17 protein-coding genes and 1 CRISPR repeat array (1 of these 18 cut by a window edge) are annotated in these 23941 nt (G+C 36.9%); of the genes, 16 read left to right on the top strand and 1 reads right to left on the bottom strand.

Annotated features, from left to right (window positions below):
* Positions 1 to 341: 341 nt before the first annotated feature.
* Positions 342 to 3095 carry a gliding motility-associated C-terminal domain-containing protein gene (locus R3E32_07945; protein ID MEZ4884640.1) on the bottom strand — a complete coding sequence of 918 codons (2754 nt, stop codon included), beginning with the start codon at positions 3093 to 3095 and terminating at the stop codon, positions 342 to 344.
* 237 nt (positions 3096 to 3332) lie between these two features.
* Between R3E32_07945 and R3E32_07950 the strand changes: the two genes are divergently transcribed.
* The 16 genes from R3E32_07950 (at position 3333) to cas2 (ending at position 21926) form a co-directional block, all read left to right on the top strand.
* Complete coding sequence (locus tag R3E32_07950) at positions 3333 to 4574, top strand: transglutaminase domain-containing protein (GenBank protein MEZ4884641.1); 1242 nt, start codon at positions 3333 to 3335, stop codon at positions 4572 to 4574.
* Between the two features lie 61 nt (positions 4575 to 4635).
* Complete coding sequence (locus R3E32_07955; protein ID MEZ4884642.1) at positions 4636 to 5742, top strand: hypothetical protein; 1107 nt, start codon at positions 4636 to 4638, stop codon at positions 5740 to 5742.
* 994 nt (positions 5743 to 6736) lie between these two features.
* Entirely contained in the window at positions 6737 to 8317 is a 1581-nt protein-coding gene (locus tag R3E32_07960; protein ID MEZ4884643.1) for a T9SS type A sorting domain-containing protein, read from the top strand.
* 652 nt (positions 8318 to 8969) lie between these two features.
* Complete coding sequence (gene cas6 / locus R3E32_07965) at positions 8970 to 9779, top strand: CRISPR-associated endoribonuclease Cas6 (protein MEZ4884644.1); 810 nt, start codon at positions 8970 to 8972, stop codon at positions 9777 to 9779.
* Positions 9780 to 10235: 456 nt separating this feature from the next.
* Positions 10236 to 11171, top strand: coding sequence for a WYL domain-containing protein (locus tag R3E32_07970; protein MEZ4884645.1), 936 nt, complete (start codon positions 10236 to 10238; stop codon positions 11169 to 11171).
* 50 nt (positions 11172 to 11221) lie between these two features.
* On the top strand, positions 11222 to 11878 hold the full coding sequence (gene cas6, locus R3E32_07975) for a CRISPR-associated endoribonuclease Cas6 (GenBank protein MEZ4884646.1): 657 nt from the start codon (positions 11222 to 11224) through the stop codon (positions 11876 to 11878).
* Between the two features lie 19 nt (positions 11879 to 11897).
* Entirely contained in the window at positions 11898 to 14447 is a 2550-nt protein-coding gene (gene cas3, locus R3E32_07980; protein ID MEZ4884647.1) for a CRISPR-associated helicase Cas3', read from the top strand.
* A 5-nt stretch (positions 14448 to 14452) separates the two neighbouring features.
* A complete protein-coding gene (locus R3E32_07985; GenBank protein MEZ4884648.1) occupies positions 14453 to 16165 on the top strand; it encodes a hypothetical protein in 1713 nt (570 codons plus the stop codon).
* Positions 16166 to 16195: 30 nt separating this feature from the next.
* A complete protein-coding gene (locus tag R3E32_07990; protein MEZ4884649.1) occupies positions 16196 to 17173 on the top strand; it encodes a DevR family CRISPR-associated autoregulator in 978 nt (325 codons plus the stop codon).
* A 1-nt stretch (position 17174) separates the two neighbouring features.
* Positions 17175 to 17855, top strand: coding sequence for a hypothetical protein (locus R3E32_07995; protein ID MEZ4884650.1), 681 nt, complete (start codon positions 17175 to 17177; stop codon positions 17853 to 17855).
* 69 nt (positions 17856 to 17924) lie between these two features.
* Entirely contained in the window at positions 17925 to 18728 is an 804-nt protein-coding gene (locus tag R3E32_08000; GenBank protein ID MEZ4884651.1) for a hypothetical protein, read from the top strand.
* Between the two features lies 1 nt (position 18729).
* The gene (locus R3E32_08005; protein MEZ4884652.1) at positions 18730 to 19587 is read left to right on the top strand and encodes a nucleotidyl transferase AbiEii/AbiGii toxin family protein; all 858 of its coding nucleotides are present in this window, start codon (positions 18730 to 18732) and stop codon (positions 19585 to 19587) included.
* Between the two features lie 13 nt (positions 19588 to 19600).
* Entirely contained in the window at positions 19601 to 19789 is a 189-nt protein-coding gene (locus R3E32_08010) for a hypothetical protein (protein ID MEZ4884653.1), read from the top strand.
* A 186-nt stretch (positions 19790 to 19975) separates the two neighbouring features.
* Entirely contained in the window at positions 19976 to 20482 is a 507-nt protein-coding gene (cas4, locus tag R3E32_08015) for a CRISPR-associated protein Cas4 (GenBank protein MEZ4884654.1), read from the top strand.
* A 58-nt stretch (positions 20483 to 20540) separates the two neighbouring features.
* Positions 20541 to 21545 (top strand): type I-B CRISPR-associated endonuclease Cas1b, encoded by a 1005-nt coding sequence (cas1b, locus tag R3E32_08020; GenBank protein ID MEZ4884655.1) that lies wholly within the window; start codon positions 20541 to 20543, stop codon positions 21543 to 21545.
* Positions 21546 to 21662: 117 nt separating this feature from the next.
* Positions 21663 to 21926 (top strand): CRISPR-associated endonuclease Cas2, encoded by a 264-nt coding sequence (gene cas2, locus R3E32_08025; protein ID MEZ4884656.1) that lies wholly within the window; start codon positions 21663 to 21665, stop codon positions 21924 to 21926.
* A gap of 284 nt (positions 21927 to 22210) precedes the next feature.
* Positions 22211 to 23941: a CRISPR direct-repeat array (repeat unit 30 nt; unit sequence CTTTTAATCGTACCATATTGGAATTGAAAC); it runs 8772 nt beyond the window's last position.

Consider the following 23941-nt stretch of genomic DNA (forward strand, 5'->3'; position numbering starts at 1 on the left):
ATGAGACTTTTGTAGTTTATTCTTAAAGATATGGAATGTTTGGAAATCAGTATGCTCTGAAAAGTAAACTACAAAAGTCTTTAACTCCTCCACTAAAAATATCCGTGAGCCGAAATTATTTAATATTTCAGCAGCATCGCTGTGGCTCTATTAGATTTCTATGAGGGACATAGCCTCTACACCATATCCAATCAGCCGCGTCGAAGCTATGCCCCTAATCGCTTCAATTCTATTCAATCTATTTTTCTACACATCTGGAATTCCGATTTCATCGGAATAGGGTTCCCCTTTCGAGCGTCAAATAACTTTCGTTACAGTGTAGTGATTCTGCCTTTTTTTGATTACCTCAACAAAGTAAAATACCCTTTATCCACCACAGGCAAACCGTCCACATCCGTATAAGTCACCACATAAATATAGACCCCCAAAGGTTGCGGTTGAAAGTCAACTTCACCATCCCATCCTTCATTCGGGTCAGTGGTCAAAAAGACCGATTTTCCCCAACGGTTGTACACCTCAAATTGATAGTCGTTGATAAAACGGCTGCTTGGCAAAAATACATCGTTTACATTGTCGTTGTTTGGACTGAAAGCAGTCGGAACAACAAGCGCAGATTCACAACGAGCGATTACACTAACTGTTGCACTACTTGTACATCCCGCAGCATTGGTTGCGATTACTTGGTAAGTACCAGGCGTTGTCACCGTAATTTGAGAAGTAATATTACCCGTTGACCATTCAAAAGTCAAACCAGGATTGTCAATGCTAAGGGTAATCGCATCCCCCGTATCCGTACACAAACTTCTCTCTTCACCCAAAGAAATGGCCGTAGGGTTTTCTACCGAAATGGTTATGCTGCCATCTGCTTCACATGCGCCACTTCTCACTGTCACCGAATAGGTTCCAGAAGCATTGACGGTGATTTCCTCTGTTGTCTCGCCTGTCGACCATTCATGTTCGGCTCCTGCCAATCCCGTGCGGAGGGTCACTGATTCGCCCGCACATATAGTTTCATCTTCACCCAAATCCACAAAGAAATCATTGGTGAACGTGACATCTACACTTTTAGAAGCCGTACATGTATTGCCAAGACTCACTTCAACAGAATACGTTCCATCATTAGGAACAGTGAACAAAGAATCAGTCGTCACACCATCTGACCACAAGAAAGTAGCATTGGAATTACCAATACCTGCATTCAAAACCAAAGGTTCAGAGGCACAAGCAAATATTTCATCGTTGGCGTTTGCGCCCAAGTCTATTTCTATGTTTCCTATCAGCGTAATGCTTGTAGAAGCAGTGACTTCACAACCTCCTGTATTGACTACAACACTATAATCTCCACTACTTGAAACAGTAGTAAAAGGTGTCGTATCACCATTCGACCAAAGGTAGGTAGCACCTGCAATGTCAGTAGCCGTTAAGGTCGTGCTTTCTTCACAAATTTCGCCGCTTTGGTCAATAGTGACGTTGGGTGGCGCATTGAAGGTAATTATCACTTCATCATTAAATATACAATCGTTTTGAGTCACTACAACACTGTATGTCCCACTTGCAGTGACTTCAATAGTTGGTGTCGTTTCTAAAGTCGACCACGCATAAACAGCACTTGAACCGACAATGCTAGCATCCAAAGTGACGGTTTCACCTTCGCAATAAGAAGTTTGATCCGCTCCTTGAATCGAAAAACTACCTGTATCGCCTTCACCCAAAGTAACTGCAACTGTATCTCTCACCACACAAGTACCAATACTGATTTCTACCCAATAATCATCTCGTGACTGGGTGACGGTGATGGATTCTGCACCAGAACCTGTAATCCAAAGATAAGTGGCATTGGGGTAAGAAGGCGCAGTTAACACAATCGAACTTTCGCAGGTCGTAATAGTTCCGCCCAAATCTACTGCTGGAGCTTGCGAAATCGTCACTACTTTAGAAATGCTTTCAGAAGCAATGCATCCTGCAATGTTTAGTGTGACATTATAATCTCCCGGTGCGCTAAATATATGGGTAGGGCTTTCTTCTGTACTCGTATTGGCTGCCCCTGATGCAGGGTCACCAAAATCCCAAGTCCAAGAAATTGCTCCAATAGAATTGTCTATAAAAATGGTTTCTTCTCCTTGACAGGTATTTTCGAAGGTGAAATCTGGGATAGCTATGCAAGGTATGCCTGCTGTTAGGTCAAAAACTTCTCCTGCAAGTTTGGAAGGAACAGGCGCAAAGCCTGTCACTACATCATGTGCAAACAAAAAGTGATCGCCATTGACAGTCGACTGAGCTGCTACATAAAGTACGTTTTCAAAAGGATCATAAGCAGTATTGCCTGCTGTAATGGTCAAACTTCCGCCAGGTGAGTTGGTCGGTACTGTACTTTCGATAACTCCTGTAATTGGGTTTATAGATACTATATCATAGGCTGTAGTAAAAGCCATCAACAAATCGGTAGTAGGATTGAATTCTAAATCTACCAAAGGAAGCGGCACATCAAAGCTGTTGATATTTCCTGTATCGGTTTCCACCACATAAATCGTATAGCCCATGCTAATGGTATTGAAGACTGCAAAAAAGTAGCGATTTTGTTCTGAGTCAATGGTAGAAATCCCTTGTGCCAATACCGTATTGGGGTTCAAATTGATAGCACTACCGATGTTTGCAGTTGTTCCGTCATCGTTTACAGACACAAATTGTATGCTACCACCGTTGTTCAATACACCAAACAAATTGCTGTCATTGCAGTCATATTGAATTTCACTCAGTGCTTTTGTAACATTAGGGTCATCTATTTGGTTATTCGTAAAACTTATCTCTCTAATGTTTAGCACATTATTGAAGTTCAATTCTACAATAAAATACAGTTTCCTATCACTAGGGGCTACTGCAAGTCCTCCTCGCCTAAAAGACAATGGGTTGAGGTTATTAGATATTTTCGTAACCGTATCAAATACAGCAGTAGCTGGGTCAAGATTGACAGGAATGACGACATTGTTTTCAAAATTGATGCCATACAATTCGATACAGCTTTGTGCCTTTGCATGAAAGGTATTGAAAATAAGGGCTAATAATAAACAGAAAAATATACGTTGCGATTTCAGCATTTTTTGATAAATTATTTTTAAGCTGCAAAGATGGTCATTTGATTTTTTTGCAGCAAATATTATTTTTTGAGTTTATCGACAAAAAATCAAGACAACTGTTGAGCCTCATTGTGACTTTTACCGTACATAGAACAACAAAAAACTGTAAAATTGGTTAATATTTGGGGTTTTATTGGGTGTGCAAAAGTAAATATACAACTTATTTTTGCGTATTAAAAAGTTTGGTGTTTTTCATATATGAATATAATAATTACTATCTGGCAATTGTTTTTGTTTTCTTTACTGCTTTTGATTTCTCCTTTTTTTTTAGGGCAATCAAATGACAACGTGTCTTTTACGAGTATAGATAAATACGCTCAAAAAGCACCTGTCACAGTATGCACTGACGTAAAGACGCTGGCAAACTACTTGTCAGAACCTGCTTCTAATGATTTTGAGCGTGCCCGTAGTTTTTATGTCTGGCTAACGACCAATATTAGTTATGATATGCAGGCGTACAAAAATGGGCGACGCAGAATCAATCAAACCAATGAGGATATTTTGAGGAGAAAACGAGCAGTATGTTTTGGATACTCCAAGTTCTTCAAAGCATTGTGTGATGAAGTAGGTTTACCTTGTGAGGTTATTTCTGGTTATAGTAAAGGTTCGCTGACTTCAACGCCCAATTTAGAACAATCCGATCATGCATGGAACGCAGTGAAATTGGAGGGAAAATGGTATCTATTGGATGCTACCTGGGGTGCAGGAGTGGTGTATCGAGAAAGTGAATTTGTCCATCAATTCAGTGAAGAGTATTTTTTAACCTCTCCTGAAAAACTCATTGTCAATCATTTACCTGCTGATCCTATGTGGCAATTGCTTCCATGTGCAGTTACTACTGATGATTTCAAAGAATCTGCTACGTATTTAATGAATTTGGTGGCGGATAAATCTTCAAACTGTGAAAACTATGCCGATAGTCTAGCAAAATTTGAACAATTGGGTTACCACCAAAAAATGTTGACAACGGCTATTCATACCTATCAATTCAACCCTACAGAAGCAAATGCAAAAGAACTTGGACACGCCTATATGGATTATGAATCCTATTTGGACGAAAAGGCTGTTAAGTTGCAACAAACCAATGAGATTGATGAATTGTTGGCAGTCCAACTAGAAATGATTCAAACCAGTGAACAAGCCAAACAATACATTGAACTTTTCGACCGTCAAAAAGAAAATTTAGCTTATACCTATATGAATTTGGCTGCTACCCTATCCAGAAAACTCACTAATTTTGAAGCAGCTAAAAATTATTATCAAATGGTTATTATTTATGAGGAAATCTTACCCTATTTTGAAAAAGCCAAAAATATGTTGAATTCCTTGCCTCGTAACCTTCAAATCGAAAATGCGCTGCAACAGTGTGCGGTAAATATTATGGCAGTAAAGAACAATTTGGGAATTTACCGCCAAGAATTGAAACTGAACGATAAGTAGAAAAAAAATGCGAACTTTGCTTGTTTAAACTTGTTCGGCAACTTTAAATTTTACATTTCTTATGCGATTTTTTATAATAAGTTTCTTACTTATTGCAACCACCTCTCTATTGTATGCTCAATCTGACGGATCAACTGGTGAAATTATCCCGGGGGCTTCAAAACCCAAATCGCAGAAAACCAAAAAAGCAAAAATCAAGTATGCGTTTCACAATGGAACGATGAATCTCAAAACTGGTTTGGTATTGCGGGGAGATTTTAAGTATATAGAAAGTAAACTCGGCATTCCTCAATTTCAGGTCATTGAAGCAGGAAACAAAAAGTCGAAGAAAAAAGTATCTCTTTCGATGGTGCAAAGATTGAAGGTAGCGGGTGCAGAAAAAGGCATTACTGCCTACAATGATTCTACTGAATTTGTGTGGATAGACCAATACAAAGATTTGTATCGTAAGGTCCGAGCAGGGGTAGTTGAAGTATATGACAATTCTCGCATCGTCAATGAAGAATATCCATTTCTTGCAGATTATTTGCTCATCACTGGGCGACAGGATTATGGTTACAAAGCCATTAGAGAGGTAAAAGATTTAGAACTTGTGATGTCGGATAGGCCTTACTTCCTGCAATCTGCAAAATTTAGTGGTCGCTACGAAAGCAAGGATTTTCGGGTGGTTTTGTATCTGATAGATCTGTTCAACGATGACAATCCCATGAAAAAATTGAAGTGGGACGACATGACTTTAACCCTCAAAGACGGAACGAGAGTGCAAGGAAAGGGGTATTTTCAGCCAATGGATGTGCGTGGTGAATACATATCTACTTCCAACAATGCGTTTATCCATTTTTACGATGGCAAAGATTTTCACCTTTACAATCAGCGAGATATTTCTGCTGTTTTGGCGAACGGAATTCCTTATGAAGCTGCGCTTTACACTTCCAATAGCAAATATTTTTATGGTAGAGCTTGGACCAATAATGGAACAGAATATATTGTTACTAAGCGCATCATACACGCCAACAATTACTATTTTCGCACAAGCTCCAATAATTTTAGCGATTTAGTCATCCTCAAAAAAGTGGGAGAATCCTATATCAAACCTGCTAACGAACTCGAACTCAGAAAGGTGTATGCAGAACAAATGAAAAAACAACGGCCAGATACAGAAGGATAAAAAATGTGGTTCTCTGATAAAATCCGTGAAAGGAGATTTAGGTAGCTTGTCCTCTTTTGGGGTTCATCTATATTTTTTGTTGAAGAGTTGAAACTTTTGAAGTTTCTTTTTAAGAAAGTACTGATTTTCAAATATCTTATGTCTTCAAGAATAAACTTCAAAAGACATAAGTAGAAAGACAAAAGAAGTAAATCTTTGGTTATGAGCAAATCGCTTTACTGTCAATCATTTAAAACTTTTTGTCTTTAATCTTTCATCCAAAGTCTAATCCTCTTAAAAGATTGCCTATACCTATACATTTTATAAAATATTCATTTTTAGCGAAATGGTTTGCTGATTTTTTAAGCGGCAAACTTCCGAAATCTCAAATCACAGATTTTGTCAAAGAACCAGAACCAAAAATCAAGACCTGACTTGATTGCTTCACACAAAAAAAAGAAAAAAGAGGCTAAATAGCTTGAAACTTGATTCCGCTTCGCTCCATCTTCAAACAGCAATCTGTTCTTAACTCCTCTTTTCCTTTTTTTTACTACAATCAAGAAGGGTCAAATCCCTCTTTCATGATCCAAGAACTTGTCAAAAACTTAAAGGCACAGATAGAATGAATCATGGGCTACGAATGAAGTTTGTAATCAAACATTTATATTGTTTTCAAAAATGGTATTTTATCATTAAAATGGGAGTAATACAACACTTCTTTTGCAGTAAAAATCGAGATTTTTACGGCTCTCCTTCTTTGTCTATAAAAACTACTTCATCGAAAAATTTTGGTTGTTGGTAGAAATATGCCAGCAGCATGTAGAAAATAATCACCCAATCTCACCAATTATTTTACCTTTCCATTTTTGGACTTTGGACAAAAGGAGTAGAATCTTAATCCGTTGATGTGACCAAGTACAAATAGCTATCTATCAACAAATTAAGCTTACATTTCTTGCATCTTTGTTTTCTCGTCCAAAGTCTAATTCTATTTCACCTCTTCAAAAAATAGTCTATGAAAGGTATTTGTTTACTCCTATTTTGTTGGTTATCCACGTTTTCGGTTATTTCTGCTCAGACAGAATCCATTCCTTTTGACATCGAACTTGAAGAAATCACCTTCAATGACTGGACAGGCTTACACTCTTTTGCCTTTGCAGAATGGAATGGGTATTGGTTTTTTGTAGCTGGTCGCAGCAATGGTTTGCATGGATTTTTTCCGTTCACAGGTTTTCCCGAATCCTCTGCCAATCACCAGATTTGGATGATGGATGTGGCAAGCGGCAATTATTGGCAGCAGGATATTCGTTCGCTCCCCAATCCAATAGCCGAAGCACTGCAAGCTTCTAATCCTCAATATGTTCAAAAAGACGGTTTTTTGTATGTGGTGGGAGGCTATGGAAAATCAAAAGATACAGATAGTTTTGTTACTTTTCCTTACCTCACTGCTTTGAATTTAGAAATGCTTACCAATTTGATGTTGGCAGAACAGAGCGTTTTACCAGCTATTCAACAATTGGAGGATGAGCGAATGAGGGTTTGTGGAGGGGAAATGTTGGCTTTAGGAGAGCGTTTTTATTTGTTTGGTGGACATGATTTTGCAGGTTTGTATTCCCAAACAGGCTTACCAACTTTCACCCAGATGTACACCAATGAAGTTCGGGTTTTTGCAGTCGAACATGCTGATGTGGGTTTGCAAATCAGCAACTATGAAGCTTTGCAGGATACCGAAAACTATCATAGAAGGGATGGAAGTTTTGCTCCTTTGATACAAGCAAATGGAGATGCTGCTTTGGGTTATTATGGTGGTGTTTTTCGATACGACAAAGATATTCCTTTCTTCAACCCTGTTTATATCAACGGTGATGGGGTTGAAATGGACCCTACTTACGAGCAGCAAATGAGTCATTACACTTGTCCGATACTCCCTGTTTTTGACGCTGCAACGGGCAATATGTTTTCTACCTTTTTTGGAGGATTGAGTTTTCATTACTTTGATAGAGAGAAAGATAAAATGGTGACTGATTCTTTAGTTCCGTTCATTGATGACATCACTACCTTGATTCACTTTGCGGATGGACACTCAACAGAGGTGGTTTTACCTCTGGAATTTGATGATTTGTTGGGTACAAATGCCAAGTTTATTTTGGATCAGGCAGCACCTCACTACGATAACAAGGTGATTCGTTTAGAGGAAATTGAAGGGCGAACAAGAGTCGGATATATTTTCGGAGGAATCAAAGCATTGTTTGCCAATATCACGCCGAGTAGCGCAAGCAATCGCCTTTTTGAAGTTTATCTTACTCCCAAAATTGTGGATGCAATTGACAAAGAAACGGCTGCGAATTGGCATACTCATGTCTATCCTAATCCTTTTGAAGGGAATATAAATATTGAAATTGAAGGGATTGCAGATGTACAGCACTTGGCATTGAAAGACATACGTGGTCAAAAACTTTTTGAAGAAAACGGGCCTATTCTCACTTCAATGATTGATTTCTTGGAAAAGAGATTGAAGGAATTAACAGCAGGTGTGTATTTGCTTCAATTGCAGAGAAAAACGGGAACTGAAATTCATAAGATTGTGAAGATGTAGTGTTTTTTTAGGACGACTCATTGGTTTCCGCATTGACCGCTTATATTACTCAAACCCACCCCTTACCCCTCCCAAGAGGGGATTTTCCCACTTGGTACAAGTATTCCCCTCTTGGGAGGGGCAGGGGTGAGTTGCGATTTATTCCTTTTTAATGCGAAGACCTATAATCTTACACTTCGCACCCTTTTTTTCAAAAAAGCAATTAACTCATTTTTGCAATTCATTTATTAATATTTAATTATAAATATTAATAATCTTTAACTTGTCTTTTTATAAATTCATGATTGGGCATCGACCTCCAATTTTAAGCAAACACTCTATGTATAATAAACATTCTTTAACTAAGAGAATCAAACCGTTTTTTGACTTTTATTCTACAAACAATTGATTTTTAGATTTTTAAAATTGAATCGTATTATTTGTTAAGGGTGAACTGTAAAAAAAATGAATTATCCAAAGATTTTTAAAGAGGTGCGGAACATAAGATAATAGGTACAGCGTACCGATAACACCTTGCGACAATTTGGGATGCACCCGTCCATTTTCATAGACAAACCAAAGTTTTGTGTTATTTCACTTCTATTTTTATAAAGTTATCTGATGTTGTTGTATTATTGAGTAGTGTTTTGAATTATATAAAATCTGTTGTCTAATGGTGAGAATTCGATTGACCTTTCAGTTGCAAGATAAACGGCAAAATCAGCTGCCTATCAATTATCAATATGCGGTGTCTGCATGGATTTATAAGATGCTTCATAGTAGTAATCCTGGGTTTTCGGAATGGCTGCACAATCAAGGGTATTCTTTGGAGAATAAAAAATTCAAACTGTTTTGTTTTTCTGAATTGCAGTTTGGGGAGAATGGTTGTAGGTTTAGGCATCCTGACCGTTTGCAGATTTCTGCACTGTCTTTTGATTTGGTGGTAAGTATGGCTGTTCCTGAGGCGGTGAATTATTTTGTGATGGGTATTTTTAGGGAACAAAATCTGGTGTTGGGTGATAGGGTGAGTCAAGTTCCTTTGAGGTTGCGTTCGGTGGAAACGCTTATCGAACCTGATTTTTCTACGACTACTCAAAAATTTACTGCTCTTTCTCCTATTTGTGTGTCGAGGCCTGAATTGAGAAATGATAAACCTATAGCTCAATATCTCGATCCTACTGATGTAGATTTTGAGCGGATTTTGTTGGCGAATCTGCAAAATAAATATAGGGCTTTTCTGCAATCTTCGGATATAACAAATCTTGATTGGGGTATTGCTAAGATGTCTTTCTGTCTGCTTAACATTCGGCAAAAACGCTTGATTCACGTGCCGAGAAAGGATATGCGTCCTATTAAGGTGAGGGGCTATTTGATGGACTTTGAATTGACTGCACCTGTGGATTTATTGCGGTTTGGATATTTTGCGGGGTTTGGGGAGAAGAATGCGGGATTGGGGTTTGGGTGTGTGGAAGGGGTGAACTGAAAGATAAAGTGAGTCGTCCTAAAAAAGATTCAGATTTTTATCACTTGCTAAACACTTATGGATTTCCACCAAAAATAATATGGTTGAGGATAGGCAATGCAACGACCAACTCAATTATTGACTATATCGTAGATAAAAGTGCCATTATAATCTCATTTTTAGAAGATGATACATTGGGATTATTATAAATAAATTGAATAAGCATCTTATTTGGAATTGAAAAACATTTGGTAATTTTGTCATTTAATCGTACCATAATGGATGCTGATAGACCTCAAATAGAAAGGATAGCAATATGCTTTTTTTTGAGGTCTTTATTTATAGTTATTTTTTTTAGTGTTATTTTAAGAAAGATGGAATTTAACTTTGCCTGATAGTCAAGTTTTAGGTATATTGCTGCTGATTATGTGTAGTAATTTATTTTATGGAAGTGAGTTTAAAGTTTAACCACACAATATGATAGATAAATACGTTGGTAAATCAAGGATATTGAGGCTCTTGCGTTCTTTATTAGACAATCCAAATGGATATACAAAGAAACAATTGGCAGAAAATCTCGGAGTTTCGCATGAAAGCATCAAAAAAGATATTGAAGTATTGAGGAACAATACTTTTGAAGTAGAATGTGATAAGAACAACCGCTATAAACTTGTATTGGAGGACGGGTTTGAGCAATTGAAAGATTTGTTACACTTCACCGAAGAAGACCAGGTTTTTTTGGGAAAGGCTATTGAAACCCACGATAGACACAGCAAAAAGGGAGAAAGGATTCTAAAAAAACTCCATTCTTTGTATGATTACCACCGATTGGGGCATCCTTATCTTCGCCGCCCTTATTTGATGAAAATCAATCAACTTGAACAAGCAAAATTAGAAAAATGCCAAATAATTTTGAAAGGTTACTATTCTTCTAATAGCAATACGATTAAAGACCGTTTTGTTGAGGTTTTTCATCTGAGTTTGAATGAGGATATTCTTCACGCTTTTGATTTGGAGATTGAAAAAATACGGCATTTTCGTATTTCTCGTATTAACCGCATTGAGCAAACGCCTAATTCTTGGCAGTTTGAATCGAAACACAAAATATTGGCTACTGACCCTTTTCGCATTTCTAATGACGAACAGGTAATGGTGCATTTGCGCTTGAAGGTGGGGGCTTATAATGAATTGACAGAGAGTTATCCTGTTACGAAACAGTATATAGAGTTTGATGCGGAGGAGGAAGGCATTTTTGATTTTCAATGTAAGGTGAATGCTGGTTTTTTGGGCTTGACCAATTTTATTTTGGGCTATCATCATCAGCTCGTTGAAGTGGTTGAACCTGAAAGTTTGATTCTGCATCTTCAAAAAAAATTGCAAGAAATTCAAAATAGTTTATTGCAGGGTATGTAGTTTACCTTGTGGTGGGGTGATATTTGTGGTATGATAAAAATAGTGATAACATGAGAATACATTTGAAATTGACTTCTAATACTGAAAATGTTCCTTTTAATTATCAAGGGCATTTGGTTCAAAAGTTTCATGAATGGGTTGGTGAAAACGAAATACATGACGGGTTGTCTTTGTATTCGCTTTCATGGCTTTGGGGAAATGTTCATAAATCTAAAAATAGCCTCAATTTTAGGGAGGGGGCTACTTGGCTGATTAGTGCTTATGATGATGCGTTGATTAGGCAGGTGGTAAATGGCATTATGGGGGATGGTTCGGTGGCGTTTGGGATGTCGGTGGAGTCTATTTCGCTGCAACAAACGCCTGATTTTTCGGGAAAGGCTGCTTTTCGGGTGGCTTCTCCTGTGTTTATCAAGCGTACTGTGGGGGAGGAACAGCAATATTATTATGCAAAGGATGATGAGGCGAATGAACTGCTGACGGAAACGCTGCAACATAAACTTGAAAAGGCGAATCTGAATCCTGATGTAAGGGTGTCTTTTGATGATACGTATCGGAAGCCTGCTATTAAAGGAATGGTTTATAAGGGGCAACGCATGAAGGGGTCGATTTGTCCTGTGATTGTGGAGGGTTCGGCGGAAGCGGTGGCGTTTGCTTGGAATGTGGGTGTTGGGAATGGGACGGGGATTGGGTTTGGGAGTTTGGTTTGATAATTTAAAAATGGAACTTATGAAAAATCTTATAAATGATTTTAAAGATTTTAATGAAAAAATATCAAGTTTTCGGCCTTACGATTATCAATCAAAAGTAGCAGAACATCTTTTGAATTGTAAAAATGTAATCCTTTCAGTACCAACAGGTGCAGGAAAAACTTGGGCTTCGATTATGCCGTTTTTGTTCGCTAAAAATCGGACGGATATAGATTTTCCTAAAAAGATGATTTATAGTTTGCCGCTTAGGGCATTGTGTAATTCTATTTCGGAAGATGTCAATAAAGCGATTGAAAACACGGATTATCAAGGTTTGACGGCTATTCAAACGGGCGAATTTAGCGAGGATAAATATTTTGAAAAGGGTATTATTTTTTCAACGATTGACCAAACATTAAGTAATTTCCTTTGCTTTCCCTTGCCTTTATCGCAGCGTCAAGCGAATGTGAATGCAGGCGCTTTGATTGGTAGTTATTTGGTATTTGATGAATTTCACTTGTTAGATGGTGAGCGTTCGATGGCTACGACTTTGGGAATGTTGCGAATGCTTGGGAAGTTGAGCCGATTTTGCATTATGACGGCTACTTTGAGCGATGATTTTATGAATAAACTCAAAGGTGCTTTGAATAATGTGGAAATCGTCACTTTAGATAGTTTTGATGAGGATAAAAAGAAAATTGGTTCTTTAAAGCCGAAAGACGGAAAAACTTGTAAAAAAGAAATCGAAGTTGCAGAAGGAATTATCAAAGCGGATAAAATCAAAGAATTTCATGATGATAAAACCATTGTAATTTGTAATCGAGTGGAAACGGCTCAACGGGTTTATTTAGAGTTGGAAGATTGGGCAAAGGAAAAGGGAATAAAGTTGATTTGTTTACATTCTCGCTTTTTTGATAGACACCGAAAAGCTACGGAAAAGCAATTAAAATTACTTTTTGGAAAAGATGTTAAAGATGAAAAGACCAATTCTATTTTAATTTCTACACAAGTAATTGAGGCAGGAATGGATATTTCTTGTGAGGTGATGCACACCGAAATTGCTCCGATAAATGCTTTGTTACAACGTGTCGGACGATGTGCGAGATATACAGGCGAATATGGGAAAGTGTTTGTTTATCATGTTTTGGAAGAAGAGGAAAAGGCAAAAATTGAAGTTGAGGATTTTAATAATTTATCGAAAGAAGATAAAGCTGAAATTCGGAAATTGAAAAATAAGTATTTGCCTTATGACGAAGCACTTTGTAAAGTCACTCTTGAAAAATTAAAACTGCCTGAAAATCAGCAACTAAGTGAAGCTGTAACTATTCGATTGGTGAATGAGATTTTAACCTCTGAAGAACAAAAGACTTTACAACAACTTCAAACGAGTAAATATAACTGGGGCAAGATTAAGGAAAGTTGGCGTGATTGTTCAAAAAGTCATTATCGCCAAACGGTTCGAGATATTCAAAGTGCGAACGCTGTAATCATTCAAGATAAATCTTTTGCAGAGCGTTTCCCTTATTCATTGGAAGATATTGGAATGTTCAAATGGAGCTTAGTGAAATGGATAAAAGAAGTTTTGGAAACGGTTGATACCGAAGAAGATTGGGTTATAGGTATTGTTGAAGAAAGCAATATTATTGGTTTTGACTTAGATGAAAGTGATACAAATTTGACCTTTCGTGAAATTACAGATATTGATGAAGTCATTAAAACTTTTGATACGCTTTATTTGAATGCAAAATACTTTCATTACGATAAATTAATTGGTTTTAATAAAGAACGAGGCAGCGAATATTCAAACTTCAAGGAACGAAAGAACAAGGAAAAAGAACTTTTTGGAGCTTATCGAAAAGACACTTTTATTCAACACACTAAGGGTTTGTTAGGTGCTTTTGAAAAAGAGTTTTTGCCGTCAATGGCTTTTCCTTTCAAACATTTTAATCAAACGTTTGGTACTGATGTCGATTTTAAAGAGCTTGTTCAATTGGTTTTGATACTTCACGATTACGGCAAATTGGATAATTCTTGGCAAGATTGGATGCAAGAATATCAAGAAGAATTATCTAAAATGCCCAATTCGCCTTATACTTTTGAAAAGGGTATTCCGCTTGGTCATACTGGTTTTAATACTCGTGAAGAAAAGGACCTTTTTGATGACAATTTAGAAAAGGTAACGAAAGCTATTGAAAACAAAATTTTCAAAAAACGTGGAAAACGTCCGCCTCATGCGGGCGTTGGAGCAAAGGTCATTACAGATATTTTATTAGAAGAATATGGAGACTGCCATGTTTACGATGATATTGCAATTCCTGCATCTATTGCAATTGCAAGGCATCACGGTGTCACAAATTTTACTTATCCGAGTTTCACGGTTTCAAATCATAACTTCCAATATATTAGAAAGTTATTAGCGGAATTTAGTATGAGTTATATGGAATTGGAGCAATATGAAAGAAAAAAAGGTGAGTTAGAAGTAATGGATTTTGACCAATATGAGCAGTTTTTATTGTATTTATTCTTGGTTAGAATTTTAAGACTTTGCGACCAAAAAGCTACTGATGATTTTGAAAAATATTTAAACTAAAAAATATGTACAAAACCTTTCACATCCCAAAAGAAGCGAATACTTACGCTGATACTTTAGAAGCGTATGGTCTTTCTCATCTACTCATGGCTATTTTTGAAAGTCAAGCGATGAGTAATGAGGTAACTATAAATGATAAAGGTATTTATTTTGAAATTATATCAAAAAAAGCAATAACATCTGAAATCATTGATAACCTCAAATATTTTCAAGTTGTGAAGTTTATTCAAAAGGATGAAAAGAATAAACCGCCAGAACACCTTGGACAAGAGTTTTACAACTATCCGCTTCAAAGAGATTTGAGACGTGAAAAGCGGAAAGAAATTGAAAAAGCAGTAAAAGATTTTAAAGGAGAAGATTATTCAAAACAAAGGAAATTGATTGAAGAAAAATATCAATCTGAAAAGGTTGCACAACCTTTAGTGGATGAATATGATATTTTTGCTCAATTAGTTTCTAATCCTTACGCTGCATTTTTGAAACTACACGGCAACTTTGATAATAATCAAGCGCATTTTAAAACCTTGATTTCAGAGGTTTTAAACCTGTATTTGTCGGAGGACAATCAAATTCCTACCGAATACAAAGCACTTTCAAAAGCTAAAAAAATCAATGTCGAGGAAAAAGCTACGATGTTGCAATTAATAAATCCTAATCAAGGAAAAGGATCAAATAAGGCAAAAGCTACGGGAATGAGCGTTGGCAACTTGAAAGGAAGTTGGATAAAAGAAACGATGAAAGTTAGTGGTGCTTTGAACTTTGGAATGATTTGTCAAGCCGTCAAAGTTGGGAGTAGCTATGATATGAAAGTATTTGTTCCTCTTTTTAGCGAAACGAAATTGAATGATAAAATGGCTATCATGAAAGATTTCAAAAGAACGGCTAAAAGCAATACACCTATTAAATTAGATATTGTCAATACATTGAAAATCATTGAGTTATTTCTAAAAAAATCAGAAAAGAATGAACGGCGAAAAGTTAAAGAACACCTTTTGGGTTTACATTCAGTATATCAAAAAGATTTAGGACAAAATAAGGCAGTTGTTAATATTGCTTTTTTAGAAACGCCTGATTTTATTGATTTGGCAGATAAAGAAGATTGGTTAGAAATCATCGAAGAACAAAAGAAATTAATGAATGGCATTACAGAACAAGGTGATGCAATGATTGGATTATTGGCATATCGTAATTTTTTGAATGGTTCAAATATCAATGAATATTTCAAATTTCATTATTGGTATGCACCGTATTTAATGCACGAATTGAATAAGAAACAGACTTATGTAACAACAAATAAAATTGAAACATTAAATAAAATTTTTACACTTATGGATATTTCATTCAAAGAAATCATCGAAAACGAGGGTTTTCAAAGCGTAGCGGCTGCGATACGTAAAAGTACGGTCAGTCTTCAATACACGCCAAAAGGTGAACGTAAATTTGACGTTCAGTATGGTCTTGCCCAAAAGTTGCAAAACAAGTCAAAATCAAAAGATGACTTAGTAACTTTCATTGGTGAGTTTATTGGAAAATACAATTCTGATACTGCTCGACAACGTGAAAAAACGGGTCAAAATTTAAGGGCTAATGTAAAAGATAAAGAATTATTAGCCTTTTTTGAATTAGCAGATAATGTTAATTCAAAGGTCTTGGGGGCAATGCTTGCGGCTTATGGTTTTGCATTGAATAAAAAGGATAAAGAAACAACAGAAGAATAAATTTAATCAATCTTAAAAAATAATTTTATTATGAATATAGCATCTATTTCAATTAGTGGGGAAATCACGTTAAATCTACATTCTTTAAATAATGAAGGTGGAGAAGGAAATCAAATTATTACTCGTCAGTTATCAATTATTGATAAAGACGGCGAACAACATACCGTAAATGGGATTAGTGGCGATATGTTTAAACATATTCATGCTGCTCACTTAGTCAATCACGCAGTTGAAAATGGTTTGGCGTTGAGTTCTTATTCAAAGTTGAATAATCCAAATCGTATTTCTGCAAAAAATGACCTTGAGCCATATTTTGAAAAAACGGGCAAAGCCAACGAAACGTCAGCTGATGTTGTTGATGCAATCGTAAATGTTTGTTCTGTTTGTGATTTACACGGAATTTTGATTACGGATAAAGTTGGGGATAATAAGAATAGTACGAATACACCTCGAAAATCTTGTGTTGAATATGGTTGGACGGTTGGTATTCCAAGCAAAAACGGTACAGAAAGTTATATTCACACTAAGTTAGTTCCGAATGCAGGAGGTCAAGGAAGTGGAACATCAAGCAACGAAGGGCAAAATATTTTTCATCGTCCTGCTAATCATGGTGCGTATGCTTTTGTTTGTAATATTGATGCTTATAGAGTTGGCTTTAACGATATGTCAAGAACTTATGCGATTGACGATAAGCAAAGACAAGCACGTTATAAAGCAGTTGTTCAAAGTTTGATTAGTTCGATAATCAATCCAAGAGGTGCAATGATAAGCACACAAAAACCACATATTACAGATTTTAAAGGTGTTGTAACTTATACAACAAGCCTTGTTCCTGCTCCAACGGTTAGTGCTATTAATGGCGATTATCGTGAAGAAATTACAAAAATTACAGCGACTTTGAATAAATTAGAAAACGATAGTGTTCACGCTAAATCATTTGATAGTATTTCAGATTTGACAGCAATTTTAGTGGATTTGGCTGCTGCTGCACCTTATAAAATAGCCTAATATGAACAGTTTTAAATTTTCAGCCGTTTTTCAATCAACGTCTTTGTTTTCTTTGAAAGATAGTAATTCTACTAATTCAGGTGCAAAAAGTTTGTTTTTGCCCTCGCCTTATGCAGTTAGAATGGCTATTTTAAATCAAGCAATTACTTTAGATGGAATTGATTTTGAAACGGGAAAAGGAAAAAATAAATGGTTTAAAATGGTTCGTGATGCGGATATTGGTTATTTTCTTAAAGGCAATTATTGTGTTAATAATTGCTTTGTAAAAATACTAAAACCAAGTCGCAGCAGACCTGGAGAAGTTCAAGAAACCGTTAGTTTTCGGGAATATATTCATCTTAATGAGCCAATTGAAATCATTTTTACAGCAAAGAACGAAGAACAAAAATCGTTTTTAAAAACGTATTTATATAAGATAAATTACTTTGGTAAAAGAGGTTGTTTTTTTCAGTTTATGGAATACAAGGAACTTCCGAATGAACCAAATGTAAAGTATCTGAACGATGATAATTTGACTGGAGGATTAATTCAAGAGTATGATGATTTTAATGAAAAATTGACTTTTGAACATGTGAACAATTATGGTGGTAAATCTTCTATAAAAAGAGATAGACAGATTATGATTTTGCCATTACAACGAGAGAACTCTTCTAAGTCTTATACCAATTTTAAAACAATTTAGTGGAATAATATTTTTTGTGGTATTATTTTTACATTTTTGTTGAAGGAATAGTACCACAAAAAATATTCAATGCGAAAACTTAAACAGAAATATAACACTAAACTCTCTGTGGAAGAACAACTTTTGTTGAAAGGTTTAGATGACCATGAACTGGATATTTTCAGTTTTGAAGAACTTCATCAATTAGAACTTATTGAAGTTATTTTTTTGCAGTCAGCTTTAGAGAAATTAGTGAGAAATGGATGGTTGAAACGAATCGAAAAAGGAAAGTATTGTAGGCATAATTTCTACAATGAATTAGCTATTGCTAATCTCCTAGTTGAAGATGGTGCGATTGCTTACTGGTCGGCTTTGAATTTTCATGGTTTGACAGAACAATTCCCTCATACTGTTTTTGTCCAAACAACACATCAGAAAAAAAATAAGGAAGTTTTTGGTGTTCAGTATCAATTTGTGAAAATCAAGGAGAAGAAAAGAGTGGGAGTGATTGTGGATTGGTACAATGAATATCCTATTCAGGTGACAGATATTGAGAAAACGATTGTGGATTGTTTTGATTTACCAGAATACTCGGGTGGCTTTGCAGAATTGTTGCGGGCTTTTGATGAAGCGAGTTTGGACGGAGATAAGTTGATTGCTTATTGCAGGGCTATTGACAGTGTTTCGGCTATTAAGCGGATGGGGTACTTGGCGGAGGTGTTGCAGAAGGATGGATTGGAGGCGTTTAGGGAATATGCGGAGAGTGTGGTAAATAGTTCTCCTACTCCTTTTGACCCTTTTGGCATAAAGAAAGGAAGTGTGCAAAAAAAATGGAAGTTGGTGATGAATATTGAAGAAAAGGATATTTTGGCTATTATCGGAAAAATATATTGACATGATTCCACAGAGAGAAATTCGGGCAAAGGCTTTGGAGAAGGGTGTTTCTCCTGAGATTGTTGATAAGGATTGGGTCTTGAGCCATGTTTTGAAGGGTATTTGTGAAATGCCTGATTTGGGAGAACATTTGGTGTTTAAGGGGGGTACTTGTTTGAAGAAGTGTTTTTTTCCTGATTATCGGTTTTCGGAGGATTTGGATTTTACGGCGACTTTGGATAATCTAAACATTGATTCAGCATTGATTCAGGGTTTGTGTGAGCGTATTTTTGAGCAATCTGGAATTCGCTTGGATGTTCCTCAGATTAAGGAACAAAGGTTTAAGGATGTGATGGTAGGATATGAGGTAAAGATAAAATATTGGGGTGCGAATCATCCTAAAAATCGAAGACCTCCTGAATCTCAACGCTGGATTACTTCTATTAAGATTGATGCGAATTGGTATGAGAAAATGATATTTCCCACTATAGAACAGTCTATAATTCATGATTATTCTGATTTTAAGGTATTTAAAGATTTTCGGGTGCGAACGTATGCTATTGAAGAGGTGCTTTCTGAAAAATTGAGGGCTTTGATTCAACGAAAATACAAGGCTGCAAGGGATTACTTTGATATATGGACATTGAACCAGCGAATTATTGATTTGGATTGGGAGACAATACATGATGCCTTTTTAGAGAAGTGTGGGTATAAAAACATTGTTTTTGAGGGGATTGGTCAAGTTTTGAATGAGGATATTAAATTGAAGTTGGAACAACAGTGGCACGCTAATTTGAAGAATCAGTTAAGGGCTGAGGATTTTCATTCTTTAGATGTTATTTATGATGATTTGACTGTACTTTTTCAAAAAATATTCTAAAATCCCAACTCCTATGACCTCCCTCCTCCAAAAAATCACCTCTCTCCCACTCCACCAACAGCTTGAATTGATTCAGCTCATAGCAAAAGGTTTGCAGGAAAGGGGGCAGAAGGTTTTGCCTTATGAGCGGCAGATGGATAAGGTGGAGATTGTGCCGCCTGCGGATACGTATTGGGAGGATAGGACGGATACGACTATTTGAAATATTGGATATTGGGATTTTTGATTGGGGGCGATGAGCTATTCATGGGTGATTGAACTCCGATGGAGTTCTGTGATTATTTTTCTCATTTTTCTACAAATATTCAATTCTTACGGAATTGCTAAATGGTTTTTCATTTTTCTACAAATATTCAATTCTTACGGAATTGCTAAATGATTTTGCTTTATGGAAAGTATTACGGGTACGCATATTGCTTATTTGCAGTTGTGTCATAGGAAGTTGTGGTTGTTTGCGAATGGTTTGCAGATGGAGCATTCTTCGGATTTGGTGTTGGAGGGGAAGTTGGTGCATGAGTCGAGTTATGGGCAGCGGGCGAAGCGGTTTCGGGAGGTGGATTTGGGGAATGTGCGGATTGATTTTTATGATCCTAAGATGAATGTGGTGCATGAGGTGAAGAGGGGGAAGGCGGTGGAGGTGATGCATGTTTGGCAGTTGAAGTATTATTTGTGGGTGATGGAATTGGCTGGTTTTGAGGGGGTGACGGGTGTTTTGGAGTATCCTAGGTTGCGGGAGCGTAAAGTGGTTTGTTTGGAGGATGGGGATAGGGAACGATTGAAGGGGATGGTGCGGGAGATTGAGGGGATTGTTGGTGGTGTGGTTTGTCCTGAGCGGGTGAGATTGAAGGCTTGTGGGCGTTGTGCTTATTTTGATTTGTGTTGGGTCAATGAGTAGAGATGTTTTGATGAAACGTCTCTGTTTGTTCATTTTTTCATGTTTAAATATTTTGGTGGTGAAAAAGAGTTATTATTTGTTTAATGCGGGGCGTATGAGTCGTAAGGATAATACGTTGAAGTTTGTGGCGGTGGATAAGGATGGGGTGGAACAGAGGGCGAAGTTTATTCCGATTGAGGGGACGGGGCAGTTGTATGTTTTTGGGGCGTTGGATGTGAATAGTGCGTTGTTGTCTTTTTTGGGGAAGGCGGGGGTGATGGTGCATTTTTTTGATTATTATGAGCATTATAAGGGTTCGTTTATGCCTAAGGAGTATTTGCTGGCGGGGAGGATGGTGGTGGCTCAGACTTCTCATTTTTTGGATGGGGGGAAGCGGATGCGGGTGGCTCGGTCTTTTATTGAGGGTGGGGCGCATAATATGTTGAAGAATTTGAGGTATTATGCTGGGCGTGGTAGGGATTTGGTGAATGAGGTGGGGCTTGTTGAGGCGTTTAGAGAAGATATTGGTGGGGCGGTGGATGTGCCTTCGTTGATGGGTACGGAGGGGAATATTCGGCAGGCGTATTATCAGGGTTTTGATGAGATTTTGACGGATTGGGTGATGGGGGGTCGGAGTAAGCGGCCGCCTAAGAATGAGGTGAATGCGTTGATTTCGTTTGGGAATATGATGTGTTATTCGACTTGTTTGGATGCGATTTACCATACGCAGTTGAATCCTACTATTGGTTTTTTGCATGAGCCTGGGTATAGGCGGTATTCGTTGGCTTTGGATATTGCGGAGGTTTTTAAGCCTATTTTGGTGGATCGGGTGATTTTTAAGGTGTTGAATAAGCGGATTATTCAACGGAAGGATTTTGAGCGGGATTTGAATTATGTGTTGTTGAAGGATGGGGCGAGGAGGAAGTTTATTGAGGCGTATGAGGATCGTTTGAAGGAGACGATTGTGCATGGGTCTTTGGGGAAGGCGGTGAGTTATCGGCATTTGATTAAGTTGGAGTGTTATAAGTTGGCGAAGCATTTGCTGGGGATGGAGGAGTATGTGCCTTTGAAGATGGGGTGGTGAAATTTGGTGTGTTGGGGTGTTGGGGTTTTGGGGTGAGTCGTCCTAAAAAAACTTTACAGTGAAATAATATGTACTGAAATAGTTTGGCACTCAAAAAATTGTTTTAATTTTCTTGTTATGTACGTTATATTGGTGTATGATTGTGGGGTAAAAAGGGTGGGAAAAATGCTGAAGTTGTGTAGAAAATACTTAAATTGGATTCAAAATTCGGTTTTTGAGGGGGAGATTAGTGGGGTGAAGTTGTTGGAGTTGTTGAATGAGGCGAGGTTGATTATGGATTTGGAGGTGGATAGTGTGATTGTGTTTAAGAGTCGGAAGGAGAAGTGGCTGGTGAAGGAGGTGGTTGGGAAGGAGAAAAATGAGGTGGATGTGTTTTTGTAGGGCTGGCTACTTGGTTTGTTCTTTGACATAGTGGATTGGTATTGATGGAATAATGGTTTATGGGATTGTCGTTGTGTGCTGATTGTCCCATAAACGGTTGTTCTTTTTTATTGATGTGTGTTGTTTTTGTTTTTAAATGTTTGTTTTTGAGTGGTTTGTGATTTCTGTCGAAGGTGGGGGTAAATCGTGTTATTGGACATCGACTGTTTTTTGGGTGCTTTTTTCGGTTTTTTGCTTGTACTAATGCTTTTGTTTTGTTACTTTTACACATCTTAGCGTGACGGCTTTTAATCGTACCATATTGGAATTGAAACGCTATGAATTGTAGCTGCTGCAAAAACGGATACCCGCTTTTAATCGTACCATATTGGAATTGAAACACCATGTTCGAGTAAAATCGGAGCGTTCGCCTCAAACTTTTAATCGTACCATATTGGAATTGAAACTTAATAAAAATTCGTGGCAAGCTCTTATCCTTACGCTTTTAATCGTACCATATTGGAATTGAAACCTAAAGGATTGCTCAAGCGAAAAGAAATAGAAAAAACGCTTTTAATCGTACCATATTGGAATTGAAACTTTCCAAATGTCGTGTATCACTTCGTACTTTTCGTCTTTTAATCGTACCATATTGGAATTGAAACATCATTTAAAACAAAATGTGATAAGGTTGTAAACGCTTTTAATCGTACCATATTGGAATTGAAACTTATTTAAGTTTGCTGCCTGCAAATCAAAAGGAGCCTTTTAATCGTACCATATTGGAATTGAAACACTATCACTATCAAACCAATAAAAATCCTCTCTGCCTTTTAATCGTACCATATTGGAATTGAAACTTGCCCGAAGAAAACAAGGTCAAAGAAGTGGCGGGCTTTTAATCGTACCATATTGGAATTGAAACTAGAATATTGATAAAATGGTTTCGCATGATGGTAAACTTTTAATCGTACCATATTGGAATTGAAACAAGTAGATTCGACAAAAAGAAACCTCATGCAGCTGCCTTTTAATCGTACCATATTGGAATTGAAACCCAAAGCACGCACGGGGAGGTTGTTTTTTATAAATCTTTTAATCGTACCATATTGGAATTGAAACACTTGCCAAAGGTTATTGAAGGGGCTTTGAGTGTACTTTTAATCGTACCATATTGGAATTGAAACCTCACATACAGCTTTATTCATCCCGAATTAACACGGCTTTTAATCGTACCATATTGGAATTGAAACTAAAATAAGTTGATCGGAACATTCTTAGATGTAGACTTTTAATCGTACCATATTGGAATTGAAACAATTCTTTAATTCAGAATTTGGGAAAGTTTGATCGTCTTTTAATCGTACCATATTGGAATTGAAACCTTGTATTTCGGAACTGAAAAATAAGGATGAAAAATCTTTTAATCGTACCATATTGGAATTGAAACCTTATAAGTGGACTTTTGAACGACGACAGGGAGAAACTTTTAATCGTACCATATTGGAATTGAAACTGTCAACATCAACTACCTTCATGTTGAGTCCATTGACTTTTAATCGTACCATATTGGAATTGAAACCTCAATAGCCCCCCAGTTATCCAATTCGTTTACTGCTTTTAATCGTACCATATTGGAATTGAAACCTATCTCCTTCTTGTTGCTTGAGATACTGGAAGATTCTTTTAATCGTACCATATTGGAATTGAAACAGCACACCCGAACCCAAAAGAAGCCAACACAATATTCTTTTAATCGTACCATATTGGAATTGAAACTTCTTCTTTTGATTCTATCGAAACAGGTGTCCTCCTTTTAATCGTACCATATTGGAATTGAAACATCGCAGTACACGATTTTTCCCTCATTGTCTTTGAGCTTTTAATCGTACCATATTGGAATTGAAACTGTAATCCGTAGGGGATAGGTCGAAAAGAAAAGAATCTTTTAATCGTACCATATTGGAATTGAAACTCGTTTATAAATATCAAGCCGTATTTTCTTAATCTCTTTTAATCGTACCATATTGGAATTG

This window comes from Chitinophagales bacterium (assembly GCA_041392475.1).
In the GTDB taxonomy this organism is placed as follows: Bacteria; Bacteroidota; Bacteroidia; order Chitinophagales; family UBA2359; genus JAUHXA01.

Bases quoted from the DNA above. Each gene is read 5' to 3' on its own strand.
- R3E32_08010 (MEZ4884653.1), top strand. From the start codon at position 19,601: ATGACCTCCCTCCTCCAAAAAATCACCTCTCTCCCACTCCACCAACAG.
- R3E32_07955 (MEZ4884642.1), top strand. From the start codon at position 4,636: ATGCGATTTTTTATAATAAGTTTCTTACTTATTGCAACCACCTCTCTA.
- R3E32_07985 (MEZ4884648.1), top strand. From the start codon at position 14,453: ATGTACAAAACCTTTCACATCCCAAAAGAAGCGAATACTTACGCTGAT.
- R3E32_07960 (MEZ4884643.1), top strand. From the start codon at position 6,737: ATGAAAGGTATTTGTTTACTCCTATTTTGTTGGTTATCCACGTTTTCG.
- R3E32_08005 (MEZ4884652.1), top strand. From the start codon at position 18,730: ATGATTCCACAGAGAGAAATTCGGGCAAAGGCTTTGGAGAAGGGTGTT.
- R3E32_08000 (MEZ4884651.1), top strand. From the start codon at position 17,925: ATGCGAAAACTTAAACAGAAATATAACACTAAACTCTCTGTGGAAGAA.
- R3E32_07945 (MEZ4884640.1), bottom strand. From the start codon at position 3,095: ATGCTGAAATCGCAACGTATATTTTTCTGTTTATTATTAGCCCTTATT.
- R3E32_07990 (MEZ4884649.1), top strand. From the start codon at position 16,196: ATGAATATAGCATCTATTTCAATTAGTGGGGAAATCACGTTAAATCTA.
- cas3 (MEZ4884647.1), top strand. From the start codon at position 11,898: ATGAAAAATCTTATAAATGATTTTAAAGATTTTAATGAAAAAATATCA.
- R3E32_07950 (MEZ4884641.1), top strand. From the start codon at position 3,333: ATGAATATAATAATTACTATCTGGCAATTGTTTTTGTTTTCTTTACTG.
- R3E32_07970 (MEZ4884645.1), top strand. From the start codon at position 10,236: ATGATAGATAAATACGTTGGTAAATCAAGGATATTGAGGCTCTTGCGT.
- cas4 (MEZ4884654.1), top strand. From the start codon at position 19,976: ATGGAAAGTATTACGGGTACGCATATTGCTTATTTGCAGTTGTGTCAT.
- cas6 (MEZ4884644.1), top strand. From the start codon at position 8,970: ATGGTGAGAATTCGATTGACCTTTCAGTTGCAAGATAAACGGCAAAAT.
- cas2 (MEZ4884656.1), top strand. From the start codon at position 21,663: ATGTACGTTATATTGGTGTATGATTGTGGGGTAAAAAGGGTGGGAAAA.
- cas6 (MEZ4884646.1), top strand. From the start codon at position 11,222: ATGAGAATACATTTGAAATTGACTTCTAATACTGAAAATGTTCCTTTT.
- R3E32_07995 (MEZ4884650.1), top strand. From the start codon at position 17,175: ATGAACAGTTTTAAATTTTCAGCCGTTTTTCAATCAACGTCTTTGTTT.